21 protein-coding genes and 1 pseudogene are annotated in these 22,781 nt (G+C 56.8%); 8 read left to right on the forward strand and 14 right to left on the reverse strand.

The features are described 5' to 3' along the window. Positions 1-13 precede the first annotated feature (13 nt). Complete coding sequence (gene hpaR / locus ACT9TW_RS08170) at positions 14-457, forward strand: homoprotocatechuate degradation operon regulator HpaR (protein ID WP_446492085.1); 444 nt, start codon at positions 14-16, stop codon at positions 455-457. Between the two features lies 1 nt (position 458). On the opposite strand, the gene ACT9TW_RS08175 is transcribed toward hpaR, so the two are convergent. The 4 genes from ACT9TW_RS08175 to ACT9TW_RS08190 are packed head-to-tail and all read right to left on the reverse strand — an operon-like array spanning position 459 to position 3,994. Continuing rightward, positions 459-1,715: an FAD-dependent oxidoreductase gene (locus ACT9TW_RS08175; protein ID WP_446492086.1), complete on the reverse strand. Its 1,257-nt coding sequence runs from the start codon at positions 1,713-1,715 to the stop codon at positions 459-461. Beyond that, positions 1,702-1,956 (reverse strand): (2Fe-2S)-binding protein, encoded by a 255-nt coding sequence (locus tag ACT9TW_RS08180; RefSeq protein WP_446492087.1) that lies wholly within the window; start codon positions 1,954-1,956, stop codon positions 1,702-1,704. The genes ACT9TW_RS08175 and ACT9TW_RS08180 overlap by 14 nt, the downstream gene beginning before the upstream one ends. Beyond that, positions 1,953-3,056 (reverse strand): NAD(P)/FAD-dependent oxidoreductase, encoded by a 1,104-nt coding sequence (locus ACT9TW_RS08185; RefSeq protein WP_446492088.1) that lies wholly within the window; start codon positions 3,054-3,056, stop codon positions 1,953-1,955. The genes ACT9TW_RS08180 and ACT9TW_RS08185 overlap by 4 nt, the downstream gene beginning before the upstream one ends. Next, entirely contained in the window at positions 3,053-3,994 is a 942-nt protein-coding gene (locus ACT9TW_RS08190) for a 4-hydroxyproline epimerase (protein ID WP_446492089.1), read from the reverse strand. Before ACT9TW_RS08190 ends, ACT9TW_RS08185 begins: the two co-directional genes overlap by 4 nt. A gap of 308 nt (positions 3,995-4,302) precedes the next feature. On the opposite strand from ACT9TW_RS08190, the gene ACT9TW_RS08195 reads away from it, so the two are divergent. The 6 genes from ACT9TW_RS08195 (at position 4,303) to tsr (ending at position 12,216) form a co-directional block, all read left to right on the forward strand. After that, on the forward strand, positions 4,303-5,118 hold the full coding sequence (locus ACT9TW_RS08195; RefSeq protein WP_446492090.1) for a helix-turn-helix domain-containing protein: 816 nt from the start codon (positions 4,303-4,305) through the stop codon (positions 5,116-5,118). A gap of 138 nt (positions 5,119-5,256) precedes the next feature. Further along, the gene (locus tag ACT9TW_RS08200) at positions 5,257-6,177 is read left to right on the forward strand and encodes a dihydrodipicolinate synthase family protein (protein ID WP_446492091.1); all 921 of its coding nucleotides are present in this window, start codon (positions 5,257-5,259) and stop codon (positions 6,175-6,177) included. A gap of 14 nt (positions 6,178-6,191) precedes the next feature. Further along, entirely contained in the window at positions 6,192-7,799 is a 1,608-nt protein-coding gene (locus ACT9TW_RS08205) for an aldehyde dehydrogenase (NADP(+)) (RefSeq protein WP_446492092.1), read from the forward strand. 11 nt (positions 7,800-7,810) lie between these two features. Then, on the forward strand, positions 7,811-9,412 hold the full coding sequence (locus ACT9TW_RS08210; RefSeq protein ID WP_446492093.1) for an APC family permease: 1,602 nt from the start codon (positions 7,811-7,813) through the stop codon (positions 9,410-9,412). An 11-nt stretch (positions 9,413-9,423) separates the two neighbouring features. Further along, positions 9,424-10,434 (forward strand): Ldh family oxidoreductase, encoded by a 1,011-nt coding sequence (locus tag ACT9TW_RS08215; protein WP_446492094.1) that lies wholly within the window; start codon positions 9,424-9,426, stop codon positions 10,432-10,434. A 117-nt stretch (positions 10,435-10,551) separates the two neighbouring features. Beyond that, the gene (gene tsr / locus ACT9TW_RS08220; protein ID WP_446492095.1) at positions 10,552-12,216 is read left to right on the forward strand and encodes a methyl-accepting chemotaxis protein; all 1,665 of its coding nucleotides are present in this window, start codon (positions 10,552-10,554) and stop codon (positions 12,214-12,216) included. Between the two features lie 66 nt (positions 12,217-12,282). Here the strand turns inward: tsr and ACT9TW_RS08225 are convergent, their stop codons facing one another. The 3 genes from ACT9TW_RS08225 to ACT9TW_RS08235 form a co-directional block, all read right to left on the reverse strand. Continuing rightward, positions 12,283-12,792, reverse strand: a complete 510-nt coding sequence (locus ACT9TW_RS08225; RefSeq protein WP_446492096.1) for a GNAT family N-acetyltransferase — start codon at positions 12,790-12,792, stop codon at positions 12,283-12,285. A 30-nt stretch (positions 12,793-12,822) separates the two neighbouring features. Beyond that, positions 12,823-14,184, reverse strand: a complete 1,362-nt coding sequence (locus ACT9TW_RS08230) for an MFS transporter (RefSeq protein ID WP_315687799.1) — start codon at positions 14,182-14,184, stop codon at positions 12,823-12,825. Between the two features lie 217 nt (positions 14,185-14,401). Further along, the gene (locus tag ACT9TW_RS08235) at positions 14,402-15,316 is read right to left on the reverse strand and encodes a GntR family transcriptional regulator (RefSeq protein ID WP_446492097.1); all 915 of its coding nucleotides are present in this window, start codon (positions 15,314-15,316) and stop codon (positions 14,402-14,404) included. 140 nt (positions 15,317-15,456) lie between these two features. Between ACT9TW_RS08235 and ACT9TW_RS08240 the strand changes: the two genes are divergently transcribed. Further along, entirely contained in the window at positions 15,457-16,479 is a 1,023-nt protein-coding gene (locus ACT9TW_RS08240; protein ID WP_446492098.1) for a zinc-binding alcohol dehydrogenase family protein, read from the forward strand. A gap of 63 nt (positions 16,480-16,542) precedes the next feature. Here ACT9TW_RS08240 and ACT9TW_RS08245 read toward each other — a convergent pair whose 3' ends face one another. From ACT9TW_RS08245 to ACT9TW_RS08275, 7 genes and pseudogenes are all read right to left on the reverse strand, one after another. Next, complete coding sequence (locus ACT9TW_RS08245; protein WP_446492099.1) at positions 16,543-17,016, reverse strand: hypothetical protein; 474 nt, start codon at positions 17,014-17,016, stop codon at positions 16,543-16,545. A gap of 2 nt (positions 17,017-17,018) precedes the next feature. After that, a complete protein-coding gene (locus ACT9TW_RS08250; RefSeq protein ID WP_446492100.1) occupies positions 17,019-17,759 on the reverse strand; it encodes a winged helix-turn-helix domain-containing protein in 741 nt (246 codons plus the stop codon). A 131-nt stretch (positions 17,760-17,890) separates the two neighbouring features. Continuing rightward, positions 17,891-18,289 (reverse strand): annotated as a pseudogene (locus tag ACT9TW_RS08255) (spore coat protein U domain-containing protein). 12 nt (positions 18,290-18,301) lie between these two features. Next, positions 18,302-18,853 carry a helix-turn-helix transcriptional regulator gene (locus ACT9TW_RS08260; protein WP_446492101.1) on the reverse strand — a complete coding sequence of 184 codons (552 nt, stop codon included), beginning with the start codon at positions 18,851-18,853 and terminating at the stop codon, positions 18,302-18,304. Further along, positions 18,854-19,489 carry an EAL domain-containing protein gene (locus ACT9TW_RS08265; protein ID WP_446492102.1) on the reverse strand — a complete coding sequence of 212 codons (636 nt, stop codon included), beginning with the start codon at positions 19,487-19,489 and terminating at the stop codon, positions 18,854-18,856. Positions 19,490-19,672: 183 nt separating this feature from the next. Further along, positions 19,673-21,964, reverse strand: coding sequence for a phosphatidylglycerol--membrane-oligosaccharide glycerophosphotransferase (opgB, locus tag ACT9TW_RS08270; protein WP_446492103.1), 2,292 nt, complete (start codon positions 21,962-21,964; stop codon positions 19,673-19,675). Positions 21,965-22,233: 269 nt separating this feature from the next. After that, positions 22,234-22,716 (reverse strand): DUF2501 domain-containing protein, encoded by a 483-nt coding sequence (locus tag ACT9TW_RS08275; protein ID WP_182059475.1) that lies wholly within the window; start codon positions 22,714-22,716, stop codon positions 22,234-22,236. Positions 22,717-22,781: the final 65 nt, after the last annotated feature.

Below are 22,781 nucleotides of genomic sequence, written 5' to 3' on the forward strand. Positions count from 1 at the left end.
TCCGGGAGTGGCTATGCATGACTCATTAACCATCGCGTTATTACAGGCGCGGGAAGCGGCGATGTCTTACTTCCGCCCGATTGTGAAGCGGCATAACCTGACCGAGCAGCAGTGGCGGATTGTGCGCGTGCTGGCTGAACATCCGTCGATGGATTTTCACGATCTGGCGTTTCGGACCTGCATTCTGCGCCCGAGCCTGACGGGCATTCTCACGCGCATGGAGCGCGACGGACTGGTGCTGCGCTTAAAGCCGGTGAACGACCAGCGCAAGCTGTACGTGTCGCTGACCAAAGAGGGCAACGCGCTTTATGAACACGCCCAGGCGCAGGTGGAAGAGGCTTATCAGCAGATTGAGGCGGAATACACGCTGGAGAAAATGCAGCAGCTGACGGCGCTGCTGGAAGAGTTTATCGCGCTCGGCAACCGCCATATCGCCGAACGCGGGGAAGACGAGTAACTCAACCCTCCGGCTTTGCCAGATGGATAAGCGTGTCGATACGCGCCGGGGAAAGCGGCTCGCGCGGCTGCGGCAGCGGCCAGCCGTACAGCCAGCGTGCGCTGGTGGCGCAGGTTTTCCCCTGACAGGCACCCATGCCACAGCGCGAGGCGAGCTTCGCCGCCTGCCAGCTTTCGGCATGTTGCACATCGCCACAGCGCACATCTTCGCAGCGACAGAGCAGAGTGTCGGCAGTGGCAACGTCTTTTAGCGATTCCGGTAAGGCGAAGGTGGCATGGAGCGCCCGGGCAAAACGCTGCCAGCGGGTACGGGCGGCGATAGCTTTTTCTGCCTTTCCGGGGTTATCCGCCGCGATATAGCCCGCAATTTCCCCTTCGGCCAGCGCCAGCTCGCTGCCGCCAAAGCCGGTGCATTCTCCCGCAGCATAGATATCCTCCACGCTGGTGCGTTGAGACGCATCGACCCGGATAGCCTGATTTTCGGTTGCGCAGCCGAAGATAAGACCCGGCTCGAGATTGGGCGCCAGTCCGTAGCCGATCGCCAGCCTGTCGCAGGCTATCTCCTGATTTTTCCCGCCGTGGCGTACGGTCACGGACTGGAGATGTGCCTCTCCCCGGGCATGGATGACCTGGCTTGCCGGGCGATAGTGAGCCGGAAAAAGCTCGCCGAGCTGGAGCAGTTTTTCCGGCCAGCGCCAGAGCCCAGCCGCGAACCGGGCCAGCGCGCTCACCGGCGCCTGTTCGATGATGGCAACAATATTCCCGCCTGCGCGTTTCACCGTACTGGCAACTGCCAGCAGCAGCGGCCCGCTTCCGGCGATGACCACCCGCTCGCCGTTGAGCGGCAGGCCGTGTTTAATCTGCGCCTGTAACCCACCGGCCCCCGTTACGCCGGGAAGCGTCCAGCCCGGAAACGGCAGGGAGAGTTCCCGCGCGCCGCAGCATAAAATCAGCCGCTGCCAGCGGATCGCGCCGCAGCTGTCTGCGGTTTCAAACACCACGGAATGCGGTTCAGGGCGGGCAATCAGCCGGGTGCCGTTAAGCAGCGTAATGGCTGGCTGTTCCGCCACCGCCTGACGCAGGCGTAAGGCGCGAGGAGGCAGCGAAACCTGCGGGCCATCGCGCCAGATTTGCCCGCCAGGACGCGGGTTGTCGTCCAGGACGATAACTGATTTTCCGCAGCGTGCGGCGGCCAGTGCCGCCGACAGCCCGGCTGGCCCTGAGCCGAGGACAAGGATCTCACAGTCAAACGTGCGCATGTTGGCTCCTTTCTATCACCATGTCGGGCAGGCATTCCGTCTGGCAGGCCAGTACCCGCCGTCCATTCACCGTAACGCGACATTCCTGGCAAACGCCCATGCCGCAGAAAGGGGCGCGCGGCTCACCGCTGACCGAACGGCGCGTCACGCCATCGCCCGTCAGTGCCAGCGCCGCCGCGACGCTGATGCCCGCAGGAACGTCACAGGGTTCACCTTCGATAATCAGGTTCAGGGTTGTCATGCGATTGCCTCCTGTTTGTGCAGCCGCGCAGGGAGCCAGGCATCCGGGCAAACGGCCGGACGTTCGCCGAGGATCTGTGCGCAGAGCAGTTCGGCGGTTGCGGGGGCGGTGGTGACGCCCAGCCCTTCGTGCCCCAGCGCCAGCCAGACTCCCGGGCGCGTGGGATGCGGGCCGATGAGCGGGTTACCGTCTGCCGATGCGGCCCGAAAACCGCTCCAGCAGCGGATGATATTCAGACTCTCCAGCGAGGGTAAAAAATGACGCGCGCGCGCCAGCATGGTTGCCAGAAGGGGCAGATCTATCTCGCGGTCGGTGTTGTCGAACTGGCGGGAAGAGCCAATCAGCAGTTGCCCGGTCGGGCGCGGCTGGATATTAAACGCCACCGACGTGCCACCCGAATGAGCGCTGGCACCGTACCCCAACTCGACCAGCTGATGGCTGAGCAACGGGCCGTAGCGATCGGTGATCGCCAGCTGGCCTTTTTTCGCCCGCAGCCAGTTTTCATCCAGCAGCCTGTTGGCACCCAGCCCGCAGGCAATGACGATGGTGCCCGCCCGCAGGCGTTTGCCGCTATGCAGGGTGACGTAAGGGGCATCGACTGCACGGGCGCGGTCACGAAGATGCGTGATATCAGCATCCTCAATAAACCAGCGGGTGACGTTCGGCGCGTAAACAATTCCGTCTCCGGGTACCCACAGCCCGCCGCTGAGCCGGGAGGTGAGCAGGGGTTCACGTGTGGCAAGCTGGTCGCGGGTCTGCATGTCGCTGGCAACCTGGTATTGCGCCATCCGCTGTTGCTTTTCCTCTGCCAGCTCAAGCTCCTGCGGCGTTTCCGCCAGCCACAGCGTGCCGCACCCGCGCCAGGCGCAGCTTTCCGGCATGTGGGGCGTCAGTTCCCGCCAGCGCGCCAGTGACCAGGCTGAGAGGGTCAGTTCGGCGGGATCGTCATCCATACACACCAGATGACCCATTCCTGCCGCCGTTGCACCCGCGTTGCCGTCGTCTACCAGCGTGACCCGCTGCCCGCGCTTTGCCAGTTGCCAGGCGCAGGCGGTGCCGATGATCCCGGCACCGATGACAATGACGTCACTTTCGGTCACAACGTGATCCCCCAGCGGAACGGATCGTCAGGATTGAGGATCAACCGGTTATCGCCGCAGACCCACGCCTCTCCGCGGATCGTCGGGATTACCTTGCTGCCCTGCGGCACGAAATGGGCGGTAAATTCGCTGCCGATAATGCTCGCCTGCCGCCAGCTTTCCCCGGGCCTGAGTTTGCCGTCCCCGGCCAGACAGGCCAGCTTGGCGCTGGTGCCGGTGCCGCAAGGAGAGCGATCCCAGGCTTTACCCGGGCAGAGCACAAAGCTGCGGCTGTCTGCCCGGTCATCTTCTGCGAAGAGTTCAATATGGTCGATAATGCCGTCATGTTCGCCACGAATGCCCGCACGTTCTAACCCTTCCCGGATTGCCCAGGCATACTCCGTTAACTGCGGGATCTGGTCCGGTATCACGGCGAACGGATGATCGTTGACGAGGAAGAACCAGTTCCCGCCCCAGGCGATATCGCCCGTTACCGTGCCGTGTGCGGTTTCAACCTGCACCTGTTTGCGCCAGCGATACGCCGGGACGTTTTCTACCGAAACGCTGCCGTCTTCGTGCAGCGTGGCGGTCACATCACCCACCGGGGTTTCAATCAGATGTTTACCCGGCTGAATGCGCCCAAGCCAGGCCAGCGAGGCGATAAGGCCGATCGTGCCGTGGCCGCACATGTTCAGAAAACCGCTGTTGTTGAAGAAGATCACCCCCGCCGTGGCCTTTGGTGAAACCGGCTCACAGAGCAGGGCGCCGACCAGAACGTCGTTGCCGCGTGGCTCAAGAATGATGGCTTTGCGCCAGTCGTCATAGTCGCGGGCGAAGCGATCCCGGCGTTCGGCCATGTTTCCTGTGCCCAGATCCGGAAAACCGTCGATGACCAGGCGGGTCGGTTCGCCGCCGGTGTGGGAGTCAATTACTCTCAGTTCGCTGTGCTGCGCTGTCATGGGATCTCCGGAAAGTTAACACCTTGTTGCTAAATGCTGGCGTAAGGCTGGCATTCCTGCTTGATCGCTTTCGCCATCAGAAATGACGAAATCAGCACAGTGACCGGTTTCATTCTTAAGTGAAATTCATATTTATTTCTTATTAATCATTCTGTTGATGGTGTGGTAAACCAAAAAAGGCAACAGCGCCAGTGGATGAAACAGGGTAAATCATAAACCTGTGGCAGGATCGCAAAACGCGGTAAGGGCGCTTGATGAGTTAACGAAAAGTTAATAAAGATCCAGCTCACTAATCGGGAGGAAGCGTTATGTCCTGTGTTATTGATGATGTGCTGGCACCGTCGCCGGCGCTGGAAGTGGCTGAACTGAGTCAGATTTGTGAAGGGCTGGCGCGCCAGCGTCCGGACAATATCCAGACGTTGCTTCATGCAATGGCGTTGATTGCGCCGCTGCTGAATGCCATTCCTAATGTGGTGTTTTTTGTCAAAGACGTGCAGGCGCGTTATCTGATGGTCAATATGACCCTGGCGCGTCGCTGTGGGTTTAAGACGGTGGTTTCTCTGCTGGGGAAAACCTCTGCCGATGTTTTCCCTTCCGCGCTGGGGCAGGGCTATACCGAGCAGGATATGCGGGTGTTGCGCGAAGGGGTGACGTTGCGCGACCAGCTGGAGATGCATCTCTATAACGGCCGCGAGCGCGGCTGGTGTTTGACCCAGAAGCTGGCGCTGCGGGATGCGCAGGGCAACGTGATCGGTATGGCGGGCATTTCGCACGACTTACAGGAAGCGCAGGCGCGTCATCCGGCGTGGCAGCGGCTGGCGATCGTCGACGATCATATCCGCAATCATTATCACCGGCCGATCGCGATGGAGGAGCTCACCGCGCTGAGCGGCATGTCGGTGGCGCAAATCGAACGCTACTGTAAGCGTATTTTTCACCTCACCCCGCGTCAGATGATCCACAAAATCCGGCTGGAAAAAGCGACCGAATTGCTGGCGGGCGATACGCCGATTACCGATATTGCCCTGCAATGTGGCTATACCGATCACAGCGCTTTTAGCCGCCAGTTCAAGGCCATGACCGGCTCCACACCGCGTGATTTTCGCGTCACGCTGGCCGGGTAAGAGAAACGCACTGTGCTAATTTCGTCATCAAAGGGGAGGAAAACCACCAAGCCGTCGGCCGCCTGAAACGTCAATCTGTCAGTGAATATTCACCATTCATTCACTTTGATTTAACAAATTGACGACAAGGAACCGAACATGAGCAAGAAAGCCATTCACTGGAGCGGTGTATTCCCGGCAGTCAGTACCCAGTTTCGTCACGACTACTCTGTCGATCTGGATGCCACCCATGCGGTGATGAAAAACCTGGTCAAGGATGGTGTTTCCGGCCTGGTGGTGTGCGGCAGCGTGGGCGAGAACACCTCTCTGACCACGCAGGAAAAGCTGCAAATTATCGAAGTAGCGAAAGACGCGGCGGGCGGTCAGATCCCGGTTATTGCCGGTGTCGCCGAATTTACCACCGCCTTTGCGCAGAAGATGGCGAAAGAGGCCGAGCGTGTGGGTGTGGACGGCATTATGGTGATGCCCGCACTGGTTTACTCTTCAAAACCGCATGAAACTGCGGCCCACTTCCGCAGCGTGGCAACCGCCACTGACCTGCCAATCATGGTCTACAACAACCCGCCAATCTACAAAAACGACGTGACGCCGGATATCCTGGCGACACTCACCGACTGCGACAACATCGTCTGCTTTAAAGACTCTTCCGGTGATACCAGCCGTTTTATCGACCTGCGTAATTCCGTTGGCGACCGCTTTGTGCTGTTCGCCGGGCTGGATGACGTGGTGGTTGAGAGCATCGCCGTGGGGGCGGAAGGCTGGATCTCCGGGATGTCGAACGCGTTCCCGCGCGAAGGGGAAACGCTATTCCGCCTGGCAAAACAGCAGCGCTATGAAGAAGCGATGGCGCTTTACCGCTGGTTTATGCCGCTGCTGCATCTGGATGCGCGCCCGGATCTGGTGCAGTGCATCAAACTCTGCGAGGAGCTGCTGGGCCGTGGTAGCGAGATTACCCGTCCGCCGCGCCTGGCGCTGGAAGGGGACACCCGTGCGGAAGTGGTAGCGATTGTCGAGAAGGCGCTGGCGACTCGCCCACAGCTGCCAGACGTCGGCCTTTAAGGAAAGGAGTGACGATGACTTTACCTCTCTCTGTAACAGGCCAGCAGTTTATCGCCGGACGCCGCGTGGCAAGCGGTGAAGCGACGCTGCCGGGCCTGCGTGCCGCTGACGGTGAACCCACCGGATACCGCTTTTACCCGGCCTCCCGCGAGGAGGCCGCCGCTGCGGCACTGGCGGCCGAACAGGCGTTCCCTGTTTATTCTCAGACCTCGCCTGAGGTACGCGCCCGCTTTTTCGATACCCTCGCCGACGAGCTGGATTTACTCGGCGAGGACTTTTTTACCATCGCGCACCAGGAGACGGCGCTGCCGCTGGCGCGCTTGCAGGGAGAGCGCGCCCGGACCAGTAATCAGCTACGCCTGTTCGCCGGCGTCCTGCGCCGCGGGGATGCCTTCGGCGTGCGTATCGATACCGCTCTGCCTGCGCGCCAGCCGCTGCCGCGCCCGGATCTGCGCCAGTACCTGACGGCGCTGGGCCCGGTGGCGGTCTTCGGTGCCAGCAATTTCCCGCTGGCGTTTTCCACCGCGGGGGGCGATACCGCCTCCGCGCTGGCGGCGGGCTGTCCGGTGGTGGTGAAAGCCCATCCGGGGCATATGGCGACGGCGGAGCTCACCGCCCAGGCCATTGTGCGTGCGGTGGAGAAAGCAGCACTGCCTGCGGGCGTATTTAACATGATTTTCGGCACCGACATTGGCGCGGAGCTGGTGCGTCATCCGGCGATCCAGGCGGTCGGGTTTACCGGCTCGCTGCGCGGGGGTAAGGCGCTCTGGCAGCTTGCGCAGCAGCGTCCGCAGCCGATCCCGGTCTTTGCGGAAATGTCGGCCATTAACCCACTGATTATTCTGCCGCAGGCGTTAGCCAGCCGGGCAGAGGGGCTGGCGAAGGCGCTGGTGGCCTCTTTTACTCTCGGCTGCGGCCAGTTTTGTACCAAGCCCGGGCTGATCCTCGTCTTGCGGGGTGAAGGTATGAGCCGCTTCACGCATACGCTGAAAGAGGAGGTGGATCAGGCTCCGGCGCAGACCATGCTCAATGCCCCGACGCTTGCCCATTATCAAGATGGCGTCAGCGCGTTTGAGGCACATCCCGACATGCAACGGCTGGCGGGCAACGATGAGGCGGTTCGCGGGCAGGCACAGGCGCGCCTGTATCAGGCCCCGGTCTCGCTGCTGCTGACGCAGGAACCTCTGTTGCAGCACGAGGTGTTTGGCCCGCTGGCGGTGCTGGTAGAGGTGGCCGACGAGGCTGAAATGCAGGCAGTTCTGCGCGCCATTCAGGGCCAACTGACCGCAACGGTTCACGCGGAATCTGACGACGGCCCGCTGGCACAACGCCTGCTGCCTGCCCTGAGCGAAAAAGCCGGACGCGTGCTGTTTAACGGTTACCCGACCGGCGTGGAAGTGTGCGATGCGATGGTGCATGGCGGCCCGTGGCCTGCCACCACCGATTCACGCGGGACCTCCGTTGGAAGTAAATCCATCGAACGTTTTTTGCGTCCGGTGTGCCTGCAAAATGTACCCGCCGCACTGCTGCCGCCTGCTGTCCAGGATGCTAACCCTCTGAACCTGCTGCGCCTGATTAACGGGCAGTGGACCCGGGAAGCCATTTCCCCCTCTGTTGACTGAAGGGCATGACCATGACGATTCACTCTACGCATCAAACATCGTCCCGCGTTGTTGAGTCAGGGAAATTTAAAAAGCAGCTGACGTTAACCGACCTGACGTTTATTGGTCTTGGGGCGATCTTCGGCTCCGGCTGGCTGTTTGCCGCAAGCCATGTGGCCTCTATTGCCGGACCCGCAGGGATCGCCTCGTGGGTTATCGGCGGGATTGCCGTACTGCTGCTGGGGATTGTCTATTGCGAACTGGGGGCGGCGCTGCCGCGCGCCGGGGGAATTATCCGCTATCCGGTGTTTTCCCACGGTGAGCTGATGGGGTATCTGCTGGGCTTTATTACGCTGATTGCGTTCTCAAGCCTGATCTCTATTGAGATTGTTGCCGCGCGCCAGTATGCGGCAGCCTGGTTCCCGATGCTGACGCAACCCGACTCAAGCGCGCCGACGCTGCTGGGCTGGGTGGTACAGTTTTTACTGCTCTGTTTCTTCTTCGGCCTGAACTACTACAGCGTCAAAACGTTCGCCCGCTCCAACAACATCATCAGTATTCTGAAGTTTCTGGTGCCGCTGGCGGTTGTCGTCACTCTGTTTACCTTTTTCAAGCCTGAAAATCTGCACGTGCAGGGAGTTGCACCGTTTGGTATGTCCGGCGTTGAGGCGGCGATCAGCGCCGGGGGGATTATTTTTGCCTACCTGGGGCTGACGCCGATTATCTCGGTGGCGAGCGAAGTGCAAAACCCACAGCGGACAATCCCGGTGGCGCTGATTTTATCGGTGGTGCTGTCGACGATTATCTACGTGCTGCTGCAACTGGCGTTTCTTGGCAGTATCCCAACAGAAATGCTTGGCAGCGGCTGGGCGGAAATCAGCAAACAGTTCTCGCTGCCGTACCGCGATATCGCCATTACGCTCGGTATGGGCTGGCTGGCATTTATGGTGGTGTGTGACGCGATTGTCTCCCCAAGCGGCACCGGCAATATCTATATGAACGCCACCCCGCGTGTGATTTATGGCTGGGCGAAAGCTGGGACCTTCTTTAAGGCGTTCACCCACATTGATAAAGAGTCGGGTATTCCGCGTCCGGCGCTGTGGCTGACCTTCGCCCTGTCTATCTTCTGGACGCTGCCGTTCCCGTCCTGGGAGCAGCTGATTAGCGTGGTGTCGGCCGCGCTGGTGCTGAGCTATGCCATTGCGCCGGTCACGGCGGCGGGGCTGCGCCGTAATGCGCCGGATCTGCCACGTCCGTTCCGCGTGCGTGCTTTCGGGATTATCGGCCCGGTGTCGTTTGTGATTTCAGCGCTGATTGTCTTCTGGTCTGGCTGGGGTACGCTGTCATGGTTGCTGGGATTACAGATTGTGATGTTTGTGGTCTACGTGCTGTGCAAATCAAAAGTGCCTGTCCACACCGTGAGTCTGGCGCAGCAGGTGAAATCATCCCTGTGGTTAATCGCCTTCTACGCGTTGATTATGCTTTTCTCCTGGCTTGGCAGTTTTGGCGGCACAGGGGTGATTGGTCATCCATGGGATACGGTGCTGGTGGCGGTGATGTCGCTGGGAATTTACTACTGGGGTGAGCGAACCTGCCTGCCACAGGCTAACTTTACCGGAGACGAAGAAGAGTAGAGGAGTCGGTCATGGAGATGGTAAACCTTTCATTAACAGAGGCTTATGCGCTGGCACATAAGGTGCTGCGCGGGAACGGATTCAGCGAGGCGCACGCCGCCGCGGTGGCGAAAAACGTCACCCACGGCGAGCGCGATGGCTGCGCTTCGCACGGTTTGTGGCGGTTGCTGGGCATTGTTGAAACGCTGCGCAAAGGGAAGGTATCGCCAGACGTGGAGCCGGTTATCACCGACACCGCGCCCGCCATTGTGAAAGCGGACGCTGGCGGGGCATTTTCCCTGCTGGCGTTCGAACGTGCGCTGCCGCTGCTGATGGAAAAGGCGCGGCACAGCGGGATTGCCGCGCTGGCAATAAACCGCTGCGTGCACTTTTCCGCCCTGTTTGCGGACGTCGAACCGCTGACGGAGGCAGGTCTGGTGGCGTTGGCGACCACCCCGAGCCATGCGTGGGTGGCTCCTGCGGGCGGCACGCAGCCGCTGTTTGGCACCAACCCGATTGCCTTTGGCTGGCCGCGCGGCGACAAACCGCCGTTTATTTTTGATATGGCCACCAGTGCGGCGGCGCGTGGTGAGATCCAGCTGCATCAGCGTGCGGGTAAGGCTGTGCCGGAAGGGTGGGGGATCGATGCCCAGGGCAACCCGACCACCGATGCTAAGGCTATTCTCGACGGCGCGATGCTGACCTTCGGCGGGCATAAAGGCTCGGCGCTGGCGGCGATGGTGGAACTGCTTGCCGGGCCGCTGATCGGCGATATGACCAGTACGGAATCGCTGGCGTGGGATAACGGGGCAGGCGGCCTGCCTTACGGCGGTGAGCTGATCCTGGCACTCGACCCGGCGCGTTTTCTGGGGGATGACGCCGCAACCCATCTGGCCCGTGCCGAAACGCTCTTTAGCGGAATGCAGCAGCAGGGTGCGCGATTGCCGGGAGAGCGTCGCTACCATTCCCGCGAGCGTGCAAATCGCGACGGCGTGGAGATAACCCATTCACTTTTCAGGGATATATCTGCGCTGCTGAAATAATCATCGGGTTCATCAACATAACAAGGGGGATTTTGTCCCTCTTGTTAGTACGTTTTTCGTAAAGTTTTCCTTTTCCAGGCCGAAAATTCTGTTATCTGACTGATGGAAAGAGAAAACATGTTAAACCGTATCAAGATTGTCACCAGTTTATTGCTGGTCTTAGCTATTTTTGGCCTCTTACAACTCACCTCCGGTGGTCTTTTCTTCAATGCCCTGAAGCATGACAAAGAGAACTTCACCGTCCTGCAAACTATTCGCCAGCAACAATCCACGCTGAACGGCAGCTGGGTGGCGTTGCTGCAAACCCGTAACACCCTGAACCGCGCGGGCATCCGCTACATGATGGATCAGAGCAATATCGGCAGCGGCGCGACCGTTTCTGATTTAATGCAGATTGCCTCTGCGTCTCTGAAACAGGCGGAAAAAAACTGGGCGGATTACGAAGCCCTGCCGCGCGACCCGCGTCAAAGCGATGCGGCGGCGATGGAAATCAAACGTAATTACGATATTTATCACGGTGCGCTGGCTGAGCTGATCCAGCTGCTGGGCGCAGGTAAAATCAACGCCTTCTTCGACCAACCGACCCAGAGCTTCCAGGACGGTTTTGAGAAGCAGTACGTAAACTACCTGCAACAGAACGACCAGCTGTACAAGACTGCCGTTGAGGACAGCAACAGCTCTTACACGCAGGCTATCTGGGTGCTGATTAGCGTGCTGATCGCCGTGCTGGTGGTGATTGTTGCCGTCTGGCTGGGTATCAAGCAGGCGCTGATCTCCCCACTGAACCGTCTGATCGACAGCATTCGCCATATCGCCAGCGGCGACCTGGTGAAGCGCATTGACGTGGAAGGCTCTAACGAGATGGGCGAGCTGGCTGATTCTCTGCGCCATATGCAGGGTGAGCTGGTGCGTACCGTGGGCGATGTGCGTAACGGCGCTAATGCCATTTACAGCGGCGCGAGCGAGATCTCAATGGGCAACAACGATCTCTCTTCCCGTACTGAGCAGCAGGCGGCTTCCCTGGAAGAAACGGCTGCCAGCATGGAACAGCTGACCGCAACCGTTAAGCAGAACGCCGAGAACGCCCGTCAGGCGAGCAACCTGGCGCTGAGCGCGTCTGAAACCGCGCAGAAAGGCGGTAAAGTGGTGGATAACGTGGTGCAAACCATGCGTGACATCGCGGGCAGTTCGCAGAAAATTGCTGACATCATCAGCGTGATCGACGGTATTGCGTTCCAGACCAACATCCTGGCACTGAACGCCGCAGTAGAAGCCGCGCGTGCGGGCGAACAGGGCCGTGGGTTTGCGGTTGTTGCGGGTGAAGTACGTAACCTGGCACAGCGTAGCGCCCAGGCCGCTCGTGAAATTAAGAGCCTGATTGAAGACTCTGTTGGCCGTGTGGAAGTGGGTTCTACCCTGGTAGAAAGCGCCGGTGAAACCATGGGCGAGATCGTTAATGCGGTCACTCGCGTCACCGACATCATGGGTGAAATTGCCTCTGCGTCTGACGAGCAGAGCCGTGGTATCGACCAGGTTGGCCTGGCGGTGGCAGAGATGGATCGCGTAACCCAGCAGAACGCCTCGCTGGTGGAAGAGTCTGCTGCGGCCGCTGCGGCGCTGGAAGAGCAGGCGAGCCGTCTGACTCAGGCTGTTGCGGTGTTCCGCATTCAGCAAGAGCAGATGAAAGCGCGCGAGTTCGGCTCGGCAAAAACCGTTGCGACCCCGGTGATGGCGCGTAAAGCCGCGACCGCCGATGCGGGCGATAACTGGGAAACGTTCTAACTCCGTGTTTTTTTGCCGGGTGGCGGCTGCGCCTTACCCGGCCTACGGTTCGGGGATTCGTTATAATTAACTAAGAGGCAGCCGCATCGCGCAGCGAGAGTCATACGCGAAACCGTGCGCGGCCTCTTCCTCTCTTTTCTGCCGCAGTTCAGGCGTTAACGCATCCACCCTTTCAAACCCCAGCTGTGCATAAAACGGGGCATTCCACGGCACGTCACGAAATGTCGTCAATGTCAGAGACGTCAGCCCCAGCGTGCGGGCATGTTCTCCTGCACAGGCAATGAGCTGCCGACCCACTCCCTTTCCCTGCCACGCCAGATGCACCGACAGTTCCACAATAAACAGCGACAAGGGATGTTCTTGTGCAAGGAGAAAGCCAACAGGCTGCTCGTCTGCCAGCGCCAGCAGGCTCAGGCCGCGTTCGGCAAAACCGAGATGCTGCTCAACGGAAATACCGTCACTGTCGGCAAGCCAGGCGAGTTCAGGGTAATCACGAAAACGCTGGCCCGCCGCGCGCTCGATGGCGGGCAGGCAGGCAACGTCATTCTTTGTGGTAGGGCGGAATGTCATTTTCATGGCGGCAAGTATAGCGGGATTTGCCAGCGCTTAACTTTTTCCCGGGTCGCTAATGGGCTGGCGCACAAGGAAGATGTAAGCAAGCGCACCGATGGCCGTGACGCATCCGCAGATGATCAGCGCAAGGCGGAATGAATGCGTGGTATCCACGATAAAACCGGTCACGACAGGGGCGAACGACGCGCAGATAAAACTCGCGAAGTTCTGAATACTTCCGACGGACGCCGTCATGCGCGACGCAACGGCAACGTGGATAAGGCCCCAGCAGGAAGTCCCGGCAAAGTGGATACAAAACAGCGCCATACCAATCAGCAGTACCGCTCCCATAGAGGTTGTGGCATTTGGCACGACAAAGGTAAAAGCAGCCGAACACAGCATTCCGGTGATGATACAGATTTTACGGCTCCTGACGGGGGCCATACCGCCTTTTACCAGCCAGTCGGTGACAAAACCGTTTATCAACATTCCGGCTGCGCCAAACAGGAACGGGATGGCTGCCATAATGCCGGTGCTTTTTAAATCCAGGTTATAGGCGGTTTGCAGGTAGCCCGGCAGCCAGGCCAGATACAGCCATGCGGTGTAGTTGATGCCGCTGAAGCCCAGCATCATCCCCCACATGGTGCGATTGCGAAACAGGCTGCGCCATTCGGCAAAACTCAGCGGATCGCGGCGGGTATTCACACTACCGGCATTAAGGTAAGCCTGCTCAACGCCAGTCAGATCGATTTGCTCACGGTTACGGTAGAGCATGTACCAGCCAATTGCGAGAAAGATGCCCAGCACACCGATGGTGATAAACATGCCACGCCAGCCCATCACCAGCATCATCGCCGCCAGGATAGGCGGGCTGATTGCCACGCCAATAGTGGATGCCGCATTGAACAGGCCCATCGGGCGACCACGCTCTTTGATGTTAAACCAGTCGTTGATCACCTTGACGCCGCACGGGTTCATCGGCGCTTCACCGATGCCCATCCCGATACGCACCAGCACAAACTGCGTAAAGCTGTGCACCATGCCGGAACAGGCCTGGAACAGCGACCAGAAGAACATCCCGAGGCCGAGCATAATCCGCGGGCCTTTGCGATCCAGCAGAGGGCCGCAGGGCAACTGGGCTATCCCATAGGCCAGCGAGAAAACGGATAGCAGCACGCCGATTTGTGTTGCGCTGAGCCCGAGTTCATCACGAATGGTTAAATTCGCCACCGACAGCGAACTGCGATCGAGATAATTTATGACCGCCGCAAAAAATAACAGGAACATGGCGGTTGTCTGAATGCGTTTTATTCTGCTACTGCGCTGAACCATTCCCTCTGGCGGGACGGGAATATCGCTTGGTGAGGCCGCATCAAACGACGACCGTGGATCCAGGGTAATATTGTTTTTTTCCACGCCGGACTCCTGAATGTTATATTTTTATTGTCCGGGCAATCTGTTGTTGCCCGAAATGGATTTTTAAAATCAGTAGTGAAATAACCCTCACCACCGCTCACGAAATGTTTTTAAATTCAGTCGACTGTTCGTGAGCATAGGTAATGGATATTTACCCGGCGTTTTAAATTTGATGAAACCGTGCGGTTGATAGACATTTGCTGTTTTTAATCTGTTCTTAATGCGCACTGGCACTGCTCTGGTTGATCGACCGAATCATCGATTGTTTGGCTGAATTCAAATGGTTACACAGCGCCAGGGTGGCATCGAGGTCGCTGCGGCAGATCAGGGCACTGAGAATGGTCATGTGCTCATCTATCGCGATGATGTTGCGCTGTTTGAGATCGCTTTCGTCCCACTGATAGTGGAAATGGAAGATCACCGAAATTATCTCAAGCGACTGATTGAAAAAGATATTACCGGCAGCGGAAAGCAACAGGGCGTGAAAGTCGCGGTCGAGCTGGGAAAACATGCGAAAACTGCTGCCGATGCTGTCGCGCAGCATCCGGTGGCGTTCCAGCAGGGTTTTGGCTTCGAGCCAGCGTGGGTCATCATCGGGCAAATTGAGAAAGTGCTGCAAGGCATGGGTTTCGAGCATTTCCCGCAGCTCAAACAGCTGTTCTGCATAGGCCTGATCAAACTGCTTCATGCTCCACTGACCGCGTTTTTCACTCTGGATGAGATTGTAACGTCCGAATTTTAAAAGATACTCTCTCACTACCACCGGGCTGACGCCTGCGGCTCTGGCCAGTTGTAACTCCGAGAATGTCTCGCCTGCCCGCAGCTGACGCTGATTGATCATGGTGAAAAAAGCTTGCTCAAACAGCCGGGTCTGTTCGCTGAGTGACTGGCTGGTGCAGGCAAAGCCATCGTCATGATCGGGTTTGCGGGTAATGACATAGTCGCTGCCCACCTGAGTCAGCACGCCGCATTCATGCAGATGGCTGAGGATGTGGCGCACCGTGGTGCGGCTGATGTTGTACATTTCTGCCAGCGCGCTCTGGGATGGCAACGGCGAGGGGATATGGCCGCGGGCCATATCGTCAATCACCTGGTTAATCACATTGTGGCGTAAATTTTGTGAACGACTCATGCTGGCCTCCGTTTTTTCGGTATTAAAACCCGATTTAAAACATTTTTATGAGTGGCTTTTCACAATTTATGTTTTCGGTTTCTCCTGCCATTTATTTTTCATCGATATCTGAGTCAACAGAAAAACGGGAGAGAAAAACCATGTCCACAATGAATGTGCTGATTTGTCATGAGCCAAAAAAATTAATCTGGAAAGAAAGAGAAATTCCAGCGCCCGGCAACGGCGAGGCATTAATTAAAATAAAAACAGTAGGCATTTGTGGCACGGATATACATGCCTGGGGCGGTAATCAACCTTTTTTCAGCTACCCTCGGGTGCTGGGTCATGAAATATGTGGTGAGGTTATTGCACTGGGTGGAAATATTAAAAAAATTAAACCCGGGCAGCAGGTTGCGGTTATTCCCTACGTTGCCTGTCAGCAGTGTCCGGCCTGCCTCAGCGGGCGTACCAACTGCTGCGAGAAGATTTCAGTGATTGGCGTCCACCAGGATGGCGGCTTCAGTGAGTACCTGTCTGTGCCGGTTGATAATTTACTGGTTGCGGAAGGTATTGATCCCCAGGCTGCGGCGCTGATTGAACCTTACGCCATCAGTGCTCATGCGGTGCGTCGGGCCGCTATTGCCGCAGGTGAGCAGGTTCTGGTGGTCGGTGCCGGGCCGATTGGCCTAGGCGCGGCGGCAATTGCCAAAGCCGATGGCGCCCAGGTGGTGGTGGCAGATACCAGCCCGGCAAGGCGGGAACATGTTATTGCCCGGCTGGGCGTGCCGGTTATTGACCCGTCCGCCGATGATTTTGATGCCGTGCTGCGTGCGCAGTTTGGCGGTTCGCTGGCGCAAAAAGTCATTGATGCCACGGGCAACGCTCGCGCGATGAATAATACCGTGAACCTGATCCGCCACGGTGGAAGCATTGTTTTTGTCGGCCTGTTTAAAGGCGACTTACAGTTTTCTGACCCTGAGTTCCACAAGAAAGAAACCACCATGATGGGCAGCCGTAACGCCACGCCGGAAGATTTTGCCAAAGTGGGGCGGCTGATGGCTGAAGGCAAACTGACCGCCGAGATGATGCTGACCCACCGTTATCCGTTTGCCACCCTTGCTGAACATTATGAGAACGATGTGATTAACAATCGCGAGCTTATAAAAGGGGTGATTACCTTCTAGTTGCCATGCAGCGCCCGGGGGTAGGTTGGGCGCTGTTTTTTTCTTTTTGCCGCTCTGCGCGGCTTAGTCTGCGCAGATCAGCAGTGGCGAGTAGAAGTTACTGATCACCATCGCATCTTCTGGCGTGCGCTCCAGCGTTATCAGCCGTTTCTTGCCCAGCGTTAAACCTGCAATGTACTTCTCAAAAATGCCCGCCGGCAGTTCGTCATGACCAAACTTGTCAATCTTCAGCATGGTGATTTCGTAGACCGAGTTTTGCATTTGCTGCCAGCTAAATGTTTCCTGGCGGGAAACCTGCCACTGATGCTGGTCATTGATGACGTCTCCGTTGAGGGTGAAATACCCGGTGCCGTCGGGATGAAAACGCAGGGTAACGCCGCCTTCAAAGCGGAACAGGCTGGTAACGCGCAGGTCGGAAAAGGTCAGATTCCCCTGGCAGACCAGGGAAAACGGAGGGGTGTGGCGATACCAGAGTAGCGCCACAACGGCCAGGATCAGGTTGAAGGCGATAATCAGCGCCATTTTTTTGCGCGTCATGGTTACCCCTCGTAAGAATAAAGCGTGCGGCAGGCGCTGGCTTTACCCTGCGTCAGGGAGCATTGGGAAAGTACTAACCGCCCTTCGTGACCATAGAAAAGCGTATTTTGGATGTGCAGGTAAAAGAGGGAGTTCTTCAGACAGGGAAGATTGCCATCGCGTTGGATCTGCTCTGCAAGCGTAATGGCTTTGCTCTGAAACACATCTGCCAGCGGGGAAAAGGTGTAGACCGGGCATTCCCCGATGTGAGTCAGCAGGTGCATTTTCGCGTGATCCTGATTTTGCTTTATCACGAATGACCAGATGCACAGCGCCAGTACGCAGAGCGTCAGCGCGCTGCAAAACAGCAGTTCGTATCGCCAGCGAAGCGGTGTTTTAACTGGCAGGCTCTGCGTTTCGGCACGGCGTAGCGGGGTGACCGGAATTTCCGCACTCAGCATAAAACCCATTTTGGGCACGGTGACGATAAACCCGGTATCGGGGACAAAGCTTGCCAGTATTTTGCGCAGAATGCTGATGTACTGGTTGAGCGAATTATTCGAGCCCTGAAGACCGCGTTCGTCCCAGACATCGCGCAAAAAACCTTCGCGCTCAATGACATTACCGTGGTGGGCAACCAGCAGTTTCATGATGGCGTTCGCCGTGCCGGTGAGCATCTGAGGCTCTTCTTCTGGCGCACCGATAAGAGAAAACGATCCGTCTTCGTCGTTATAGACGAGGACATCAGCAAGCAGGTATTTCATAGATAATGGCAAAACAGGCAGAGGGAACGGAATACAAACGGTGAGTGTTGAACGCACAGTTCATCAGGTCAGGTTGTTATTTTAACTGACTTGTTACCGATAACATTGATCCACGCTGGTTTTTGTTCAGATTAATAAGTGAGCGTTACCACCACGTCATCACTGAACTCCCCTGTGCCGGTCAGAGGTTGCGCGGGGACCACCCCGTAGCGCAGGCACTGTCCTGCGTTGTTACAGACCTGGCGCTGGTTGCCACTGGCGTGGGCGCCAGTGCTCAGTCCAGGCGAAAAGGCTGTTCCCGCCGGGCAGCGTGCCGTTGGTGCAGGTGACGTTGAGTTGCGTACTGGCCTGAATTTCAGCGGTTTCATCAGAACGGTGACGCGAAAAATTCAGGTCGCTGGCGTTAATGGTGCAGGATTTCACGACTTCGAGCGTGACGTGCATGGTCGCCGTTGCGGTGGTATCTGCAGACATCACCCTGGCCGAAGCAAAAGCGTGGCGCAGCAGAACAGTGCGGGGGCAAGTTTCATGGTCTTTATCCGTTAAAAATAGAGTGACTGCTGTTCCAGCAGGCAGATTTTGCGGTGAAACTCCGCCAGGGTGTGGCAGTGGAATTTCGTCATCGCATTACGCTTATGGGTGTAGATGGTTTTGGGTGATTTATTCAGCAGTTGCGCGATACGCACCAGGCTAATCCCTTTGCTGATCAGCGTGCAAACCCGCAGCTCAGAACGGGTCAGGGTGGCATTGGGCACGCTTGCGTTGGTGAAATTTTCAGTGCTTAAGCGCAGGATCAGCTGCGAAACGGACAGGTTGGTCGGCATCACTTTCACCCGATCAGAAGGCAAGTAGATTTGGATGTCATTGACGCGGGACGCTTCGGTAAAGACCAGACAGTGTTTATGGGGCGAACTTTTCATGGCCTGTTCGCGCATTCGCAGAATACTTTCCGGGCTTACGCCATTGCTCCAGAAAATATCTGGTCGGGGAGCCATCATTGTCGAAATGAGTGCTTTAAGGCCGAGCCACAGGAAATAGTTGTCGCTCAGAATGATGATTTGATAATCGGCGCGTGTGGTGTGAGACAGGTTCATTTACTTATTCCACAGGTAACCCTGGCCGTAATCCGCCGCGCTGGCGCGGGCAAGCGCGAAGTCGGCAAAGGTTTCAATGCCTTCAATCAGCACTTTGCTGGCCAGCGATTTACAGCGTTGCGTCAGGTGCAGGAAGTGTTCTGTTTCCGTCCTGCCGGACCAGAAATCCAATTTGTCGATTTTTACGCCGTAGAATAAAAACTGGCAGGTCAGCAGCTGCGGCAAAATGGCCTCAAAGACGTCGTCCGCCCACACCTCAACACCCCACTGCCGCAGGGATGCTATCCGCTGGCGCAGGGTGTGGGTGTCCTTCGGGTTGAGTTGCACAATCTGTTCAAGATCGGTCACTTCGATGGCCAGTTTTTCCGGGCGCGGAGTTTCCAGAATCAGGCGGGTGTAGAACTCCTCTTCCAGCAGCAGTTCGGAGGTGGCGTTCAGATAATATTTCCTCCGCGCGTTGCAACTCATGGCGTGGCGAAGCTGCGCAAAAAAATGCTGTTTACGCTGTGCAAAGGACATCGTTCTGAAGTAGTGCTCAAGATTGACGTGCGGTTTTGCCGTGGACAACATTTCCCAGGCAATGACATGTTCAGTATGTAATGTCCGGATGGATTCGAATTTGTAGCCAGTTAACATGATAGGGTTGCGTGAGTTCTCGTCGTGAATTGATGAGTTACGCAGTGTAGGGAGAGGGGGTCTTTCAGGATATTTATAAATAGATTTGCCTTATATAAAGAGCTTTAATCTAATTTATAAATATTTTATAGGATTTTGAATGGTCGTTTGTGCGCCCGACAGGATGCCGGGCGCGGAGTGTGATTAGCCTTCGTTGCTTACAATTTTAATTTCTACCATCCCGATTCCCAGCTTACGCGGCGAGTGGCCAAGGATATTGCCTTCGTTGGTGGACTGCGGGTCTGGCGGCGCAATCACCAGGGTATTGCTGCGCGACGGGTTGTCGAAATGCAGCGTGGTGGTGGTGACATCATTGCTGAGCGTCAGCGCCTGAACGGCATCACCTACCCGCACCGGGATCGGGTGATTGGCGTTAGGGCCAAATGCCTTCGCGGTGATCACCAGATCGAATTTTTCCGGTAGCGGATGGGCGTATTCGATTTTCACTTCATCACCCAGCTGGGCATTGGACCAGCGGCCCCAGGACTCAGGGCGCGAGATCCCGCTGAACTGCTTCACCTCTTCCGGCGCACCGGCCACGTTAAAGATAAAGCTGTCGGCTTTGTAACGAATATCGTTATCGACGATTTTCAGCATATCGACGTTGCGCTGGTAGCGGGTTGTGTCGATGACCGTATCTTTAAAGGCGGTTTTACCTTTCCACTGGGCTTTATCGACGTGCTGAACGATCTGTTCCCCGCCAAGCTGCCCCTGGGAGACGCACCAGTCGGTTGAGAGCGACAGCGGCTGCGACCAGAGCTGACCCATTTTGTAGCATTGATCTACCCAGACGAAGTTATCGCGCGGGGCGAAATCGGCCAGCTGGTAACGCAGTGGCGCTGAGTATTCACTTTCCGGCAGCGGCTCTACACGGTTATCCGACACGCGAAGCAGCAACGGCAGGCGGAAATGGCTGCCCGAGAAGGCAATCATGCCTTTCTGCTGATCGATGGTGAAGTCTTTCATCTCTTTCGGGAAGTTCCACAGGCGAATGATATCAGGCTTCCACGCGAGGATTTTTTCCTTCATGTTGAGGAACACTTCCGACAGCGACTGTCCTGACAGGGTGCTACGACCCAGACCAATAAAGTTATCACCGCCCAGGATATCCAGCACGGTGGCGCCGTTATCCATCGAGTTACGCTTGGTGGCAATTACATCCTGCTGCGGCTGGTCGCCACGCAGAATGAAGAACAGATTGCTGCGGTCCTGTTTGTTGAGCTCATCCCATGCGCTGTTTTTCATCGCCAGATGGTCAGAAGAGACAACAATCACCGTGTTTTTAAAATAGGGTGAGGCTTTAATTTTTTCGACCAGCGCGGCGATATGTTCCTGGCTGCACGTCACGGCGCTAAAGGACTTATTGTTTTTACCGTTGATATTGTAGCTTTTGCGCTGACAGGTGCGGGACACAAATCCGTCAGGATGGTGTGTGTCCACCGTCAGGGCGAACAGCGAGAAGCGCTGGCCTGAGCGGGACAGTTCTTCGAATTTCTTCCAGGTTTCATCCAGTACGGTGTCGTCGTAGAAGCCCCAGTCGTTACGATAGGCAGGGTCGGCTACCGTGGTTTTTAACTCTTCTGCGCCGTAAAGATGATCAAAACCGTGTGATTTCAGGAACACGTCTTTCCCGGCAAAGCGCAGGTTAGCTCCCTGCACAAAATAGTTTTCGTAGCCGGAGTTTTTCAGGATATCGCCAAGACAGATATTCTGCGGGAAGAAGCTCGACATGGACGCCGACGCGTTGCCTTCAAACGGGGCAAATAGCGGAATACCACACTGGGAAGCGACCATACCGGCGATGGTGTAATCGGTGCCGGGTAACTGCATGGTGTGGCTGAAATCAAGGCCTTCGTCTTTCAGCGGGCCAAGATCGGGAGTCAGGTTCGGGAACGCGTCATTATCAAAGTAGGTACGCTCCAGGCTTTCACCGTAGATGTAGACCAGATTGAGCTTCGGGCTGGCGATTTTCTTCGACGGCTCTTTGTAGTACGCAGCAAAATCAGGATCACCATCGCGCGACTGGGATTTGACCAGCTCGGTGATTTGGTGGAAGGCCGGGCTGGCATCCACTGAGGCCAGTGCCAGAAATAGCGCCAGCAGGCTGTAGCCAAAATGGTGGGGAAGATGCCGACGACGACGCAGTACCCAGGCGAGCGCGCTGAAAATAGCAACCAGCGATACCACGATGCCCAGGCCTGGAAGTATGTACTTACCAACACCTGCGCCGGTCAGGCTGTTCGTCAGAGTATAAAGCACCGCGTCATTAATGCCGTCGCCTGTAAAGTAATCGCTCGCATACAAGGTAATGTTGAGAACAATAAAAATGCCAAGCACCACCAGCGTGGCGATAAACCACCAGGTGTTGCGACCGGCTTTCCAGGCGTAAACGCCCACGGAGGCAAGAAAAAGGGTTAGGGACATTAACTCTGACAACAGCATATCCTCATGACGCCAGACGCTTAGCTGGCTAACTGGTTATTTTTTGGTATTACAATGTAATTGCGATGTCGCTTAGCTGCAATTTTAGTGTCACTAAAATGTGCTGTTGTTAGGATTTGGTTTAGAAAACCATTTTTTTGAAGGCGGTCGCATCCTGACTGGCGGACGCTGAGACTGTGGCAGGTGGTGAAAACGCTCATTTGACGCCGCGTTATAAGACTAACGTATTAAACGCGGCGTGTTGTGGCAGAAAATGGGGTCGATCAGGAGATGAAATTCATACCCTGCTTCAGCACCAGATCGCAGGCTTTGGTTTTCACTTCTTTCGCCAGCGAAGAGTTGCCGAGGGTGCTCAGGTTAAGCTGTTGGCCGTTTTGCGCATTCAGCAGGCCCTGAATACCGTCCATGTAGTTGGTATCTTGTTTCTGTTCTTGCGTATCCAGACCCAGTTTGCCAAGTACCTGGTTTTTAATGTTCTGGGTGTCGGTCATGGAAGCCAGCTTTTGCTTTGCACAATATTCCAGAATACCTGCCGCGTTGTTCATGGTGCCCGCGCTCAGGCTCTGAGTGCTGCTACCTAACAGGCTGGTGAGGGAAGAGGCGGACAGGCCACCCTGAGAGCTGCTGCTCTCTTTGGTCAGCTCGTTCGCGGCGCTGGAGAGTGAATCTTGCCATGATGCGGCCTGAGCAACGCCGGATACCATCAGCGCGCCTAATACTGTGCTGAGAAGAACGTGTTTTTTCATAATTGCTTACTCGAACAAAGCCCGTTTTGGGCCGAAAGTGGAGCCAGTATATACCTCTTGTCGCG

The sequence above is a fragment of the Enterobacter sp. C4G1 genome, assembly GCF_052886895.1.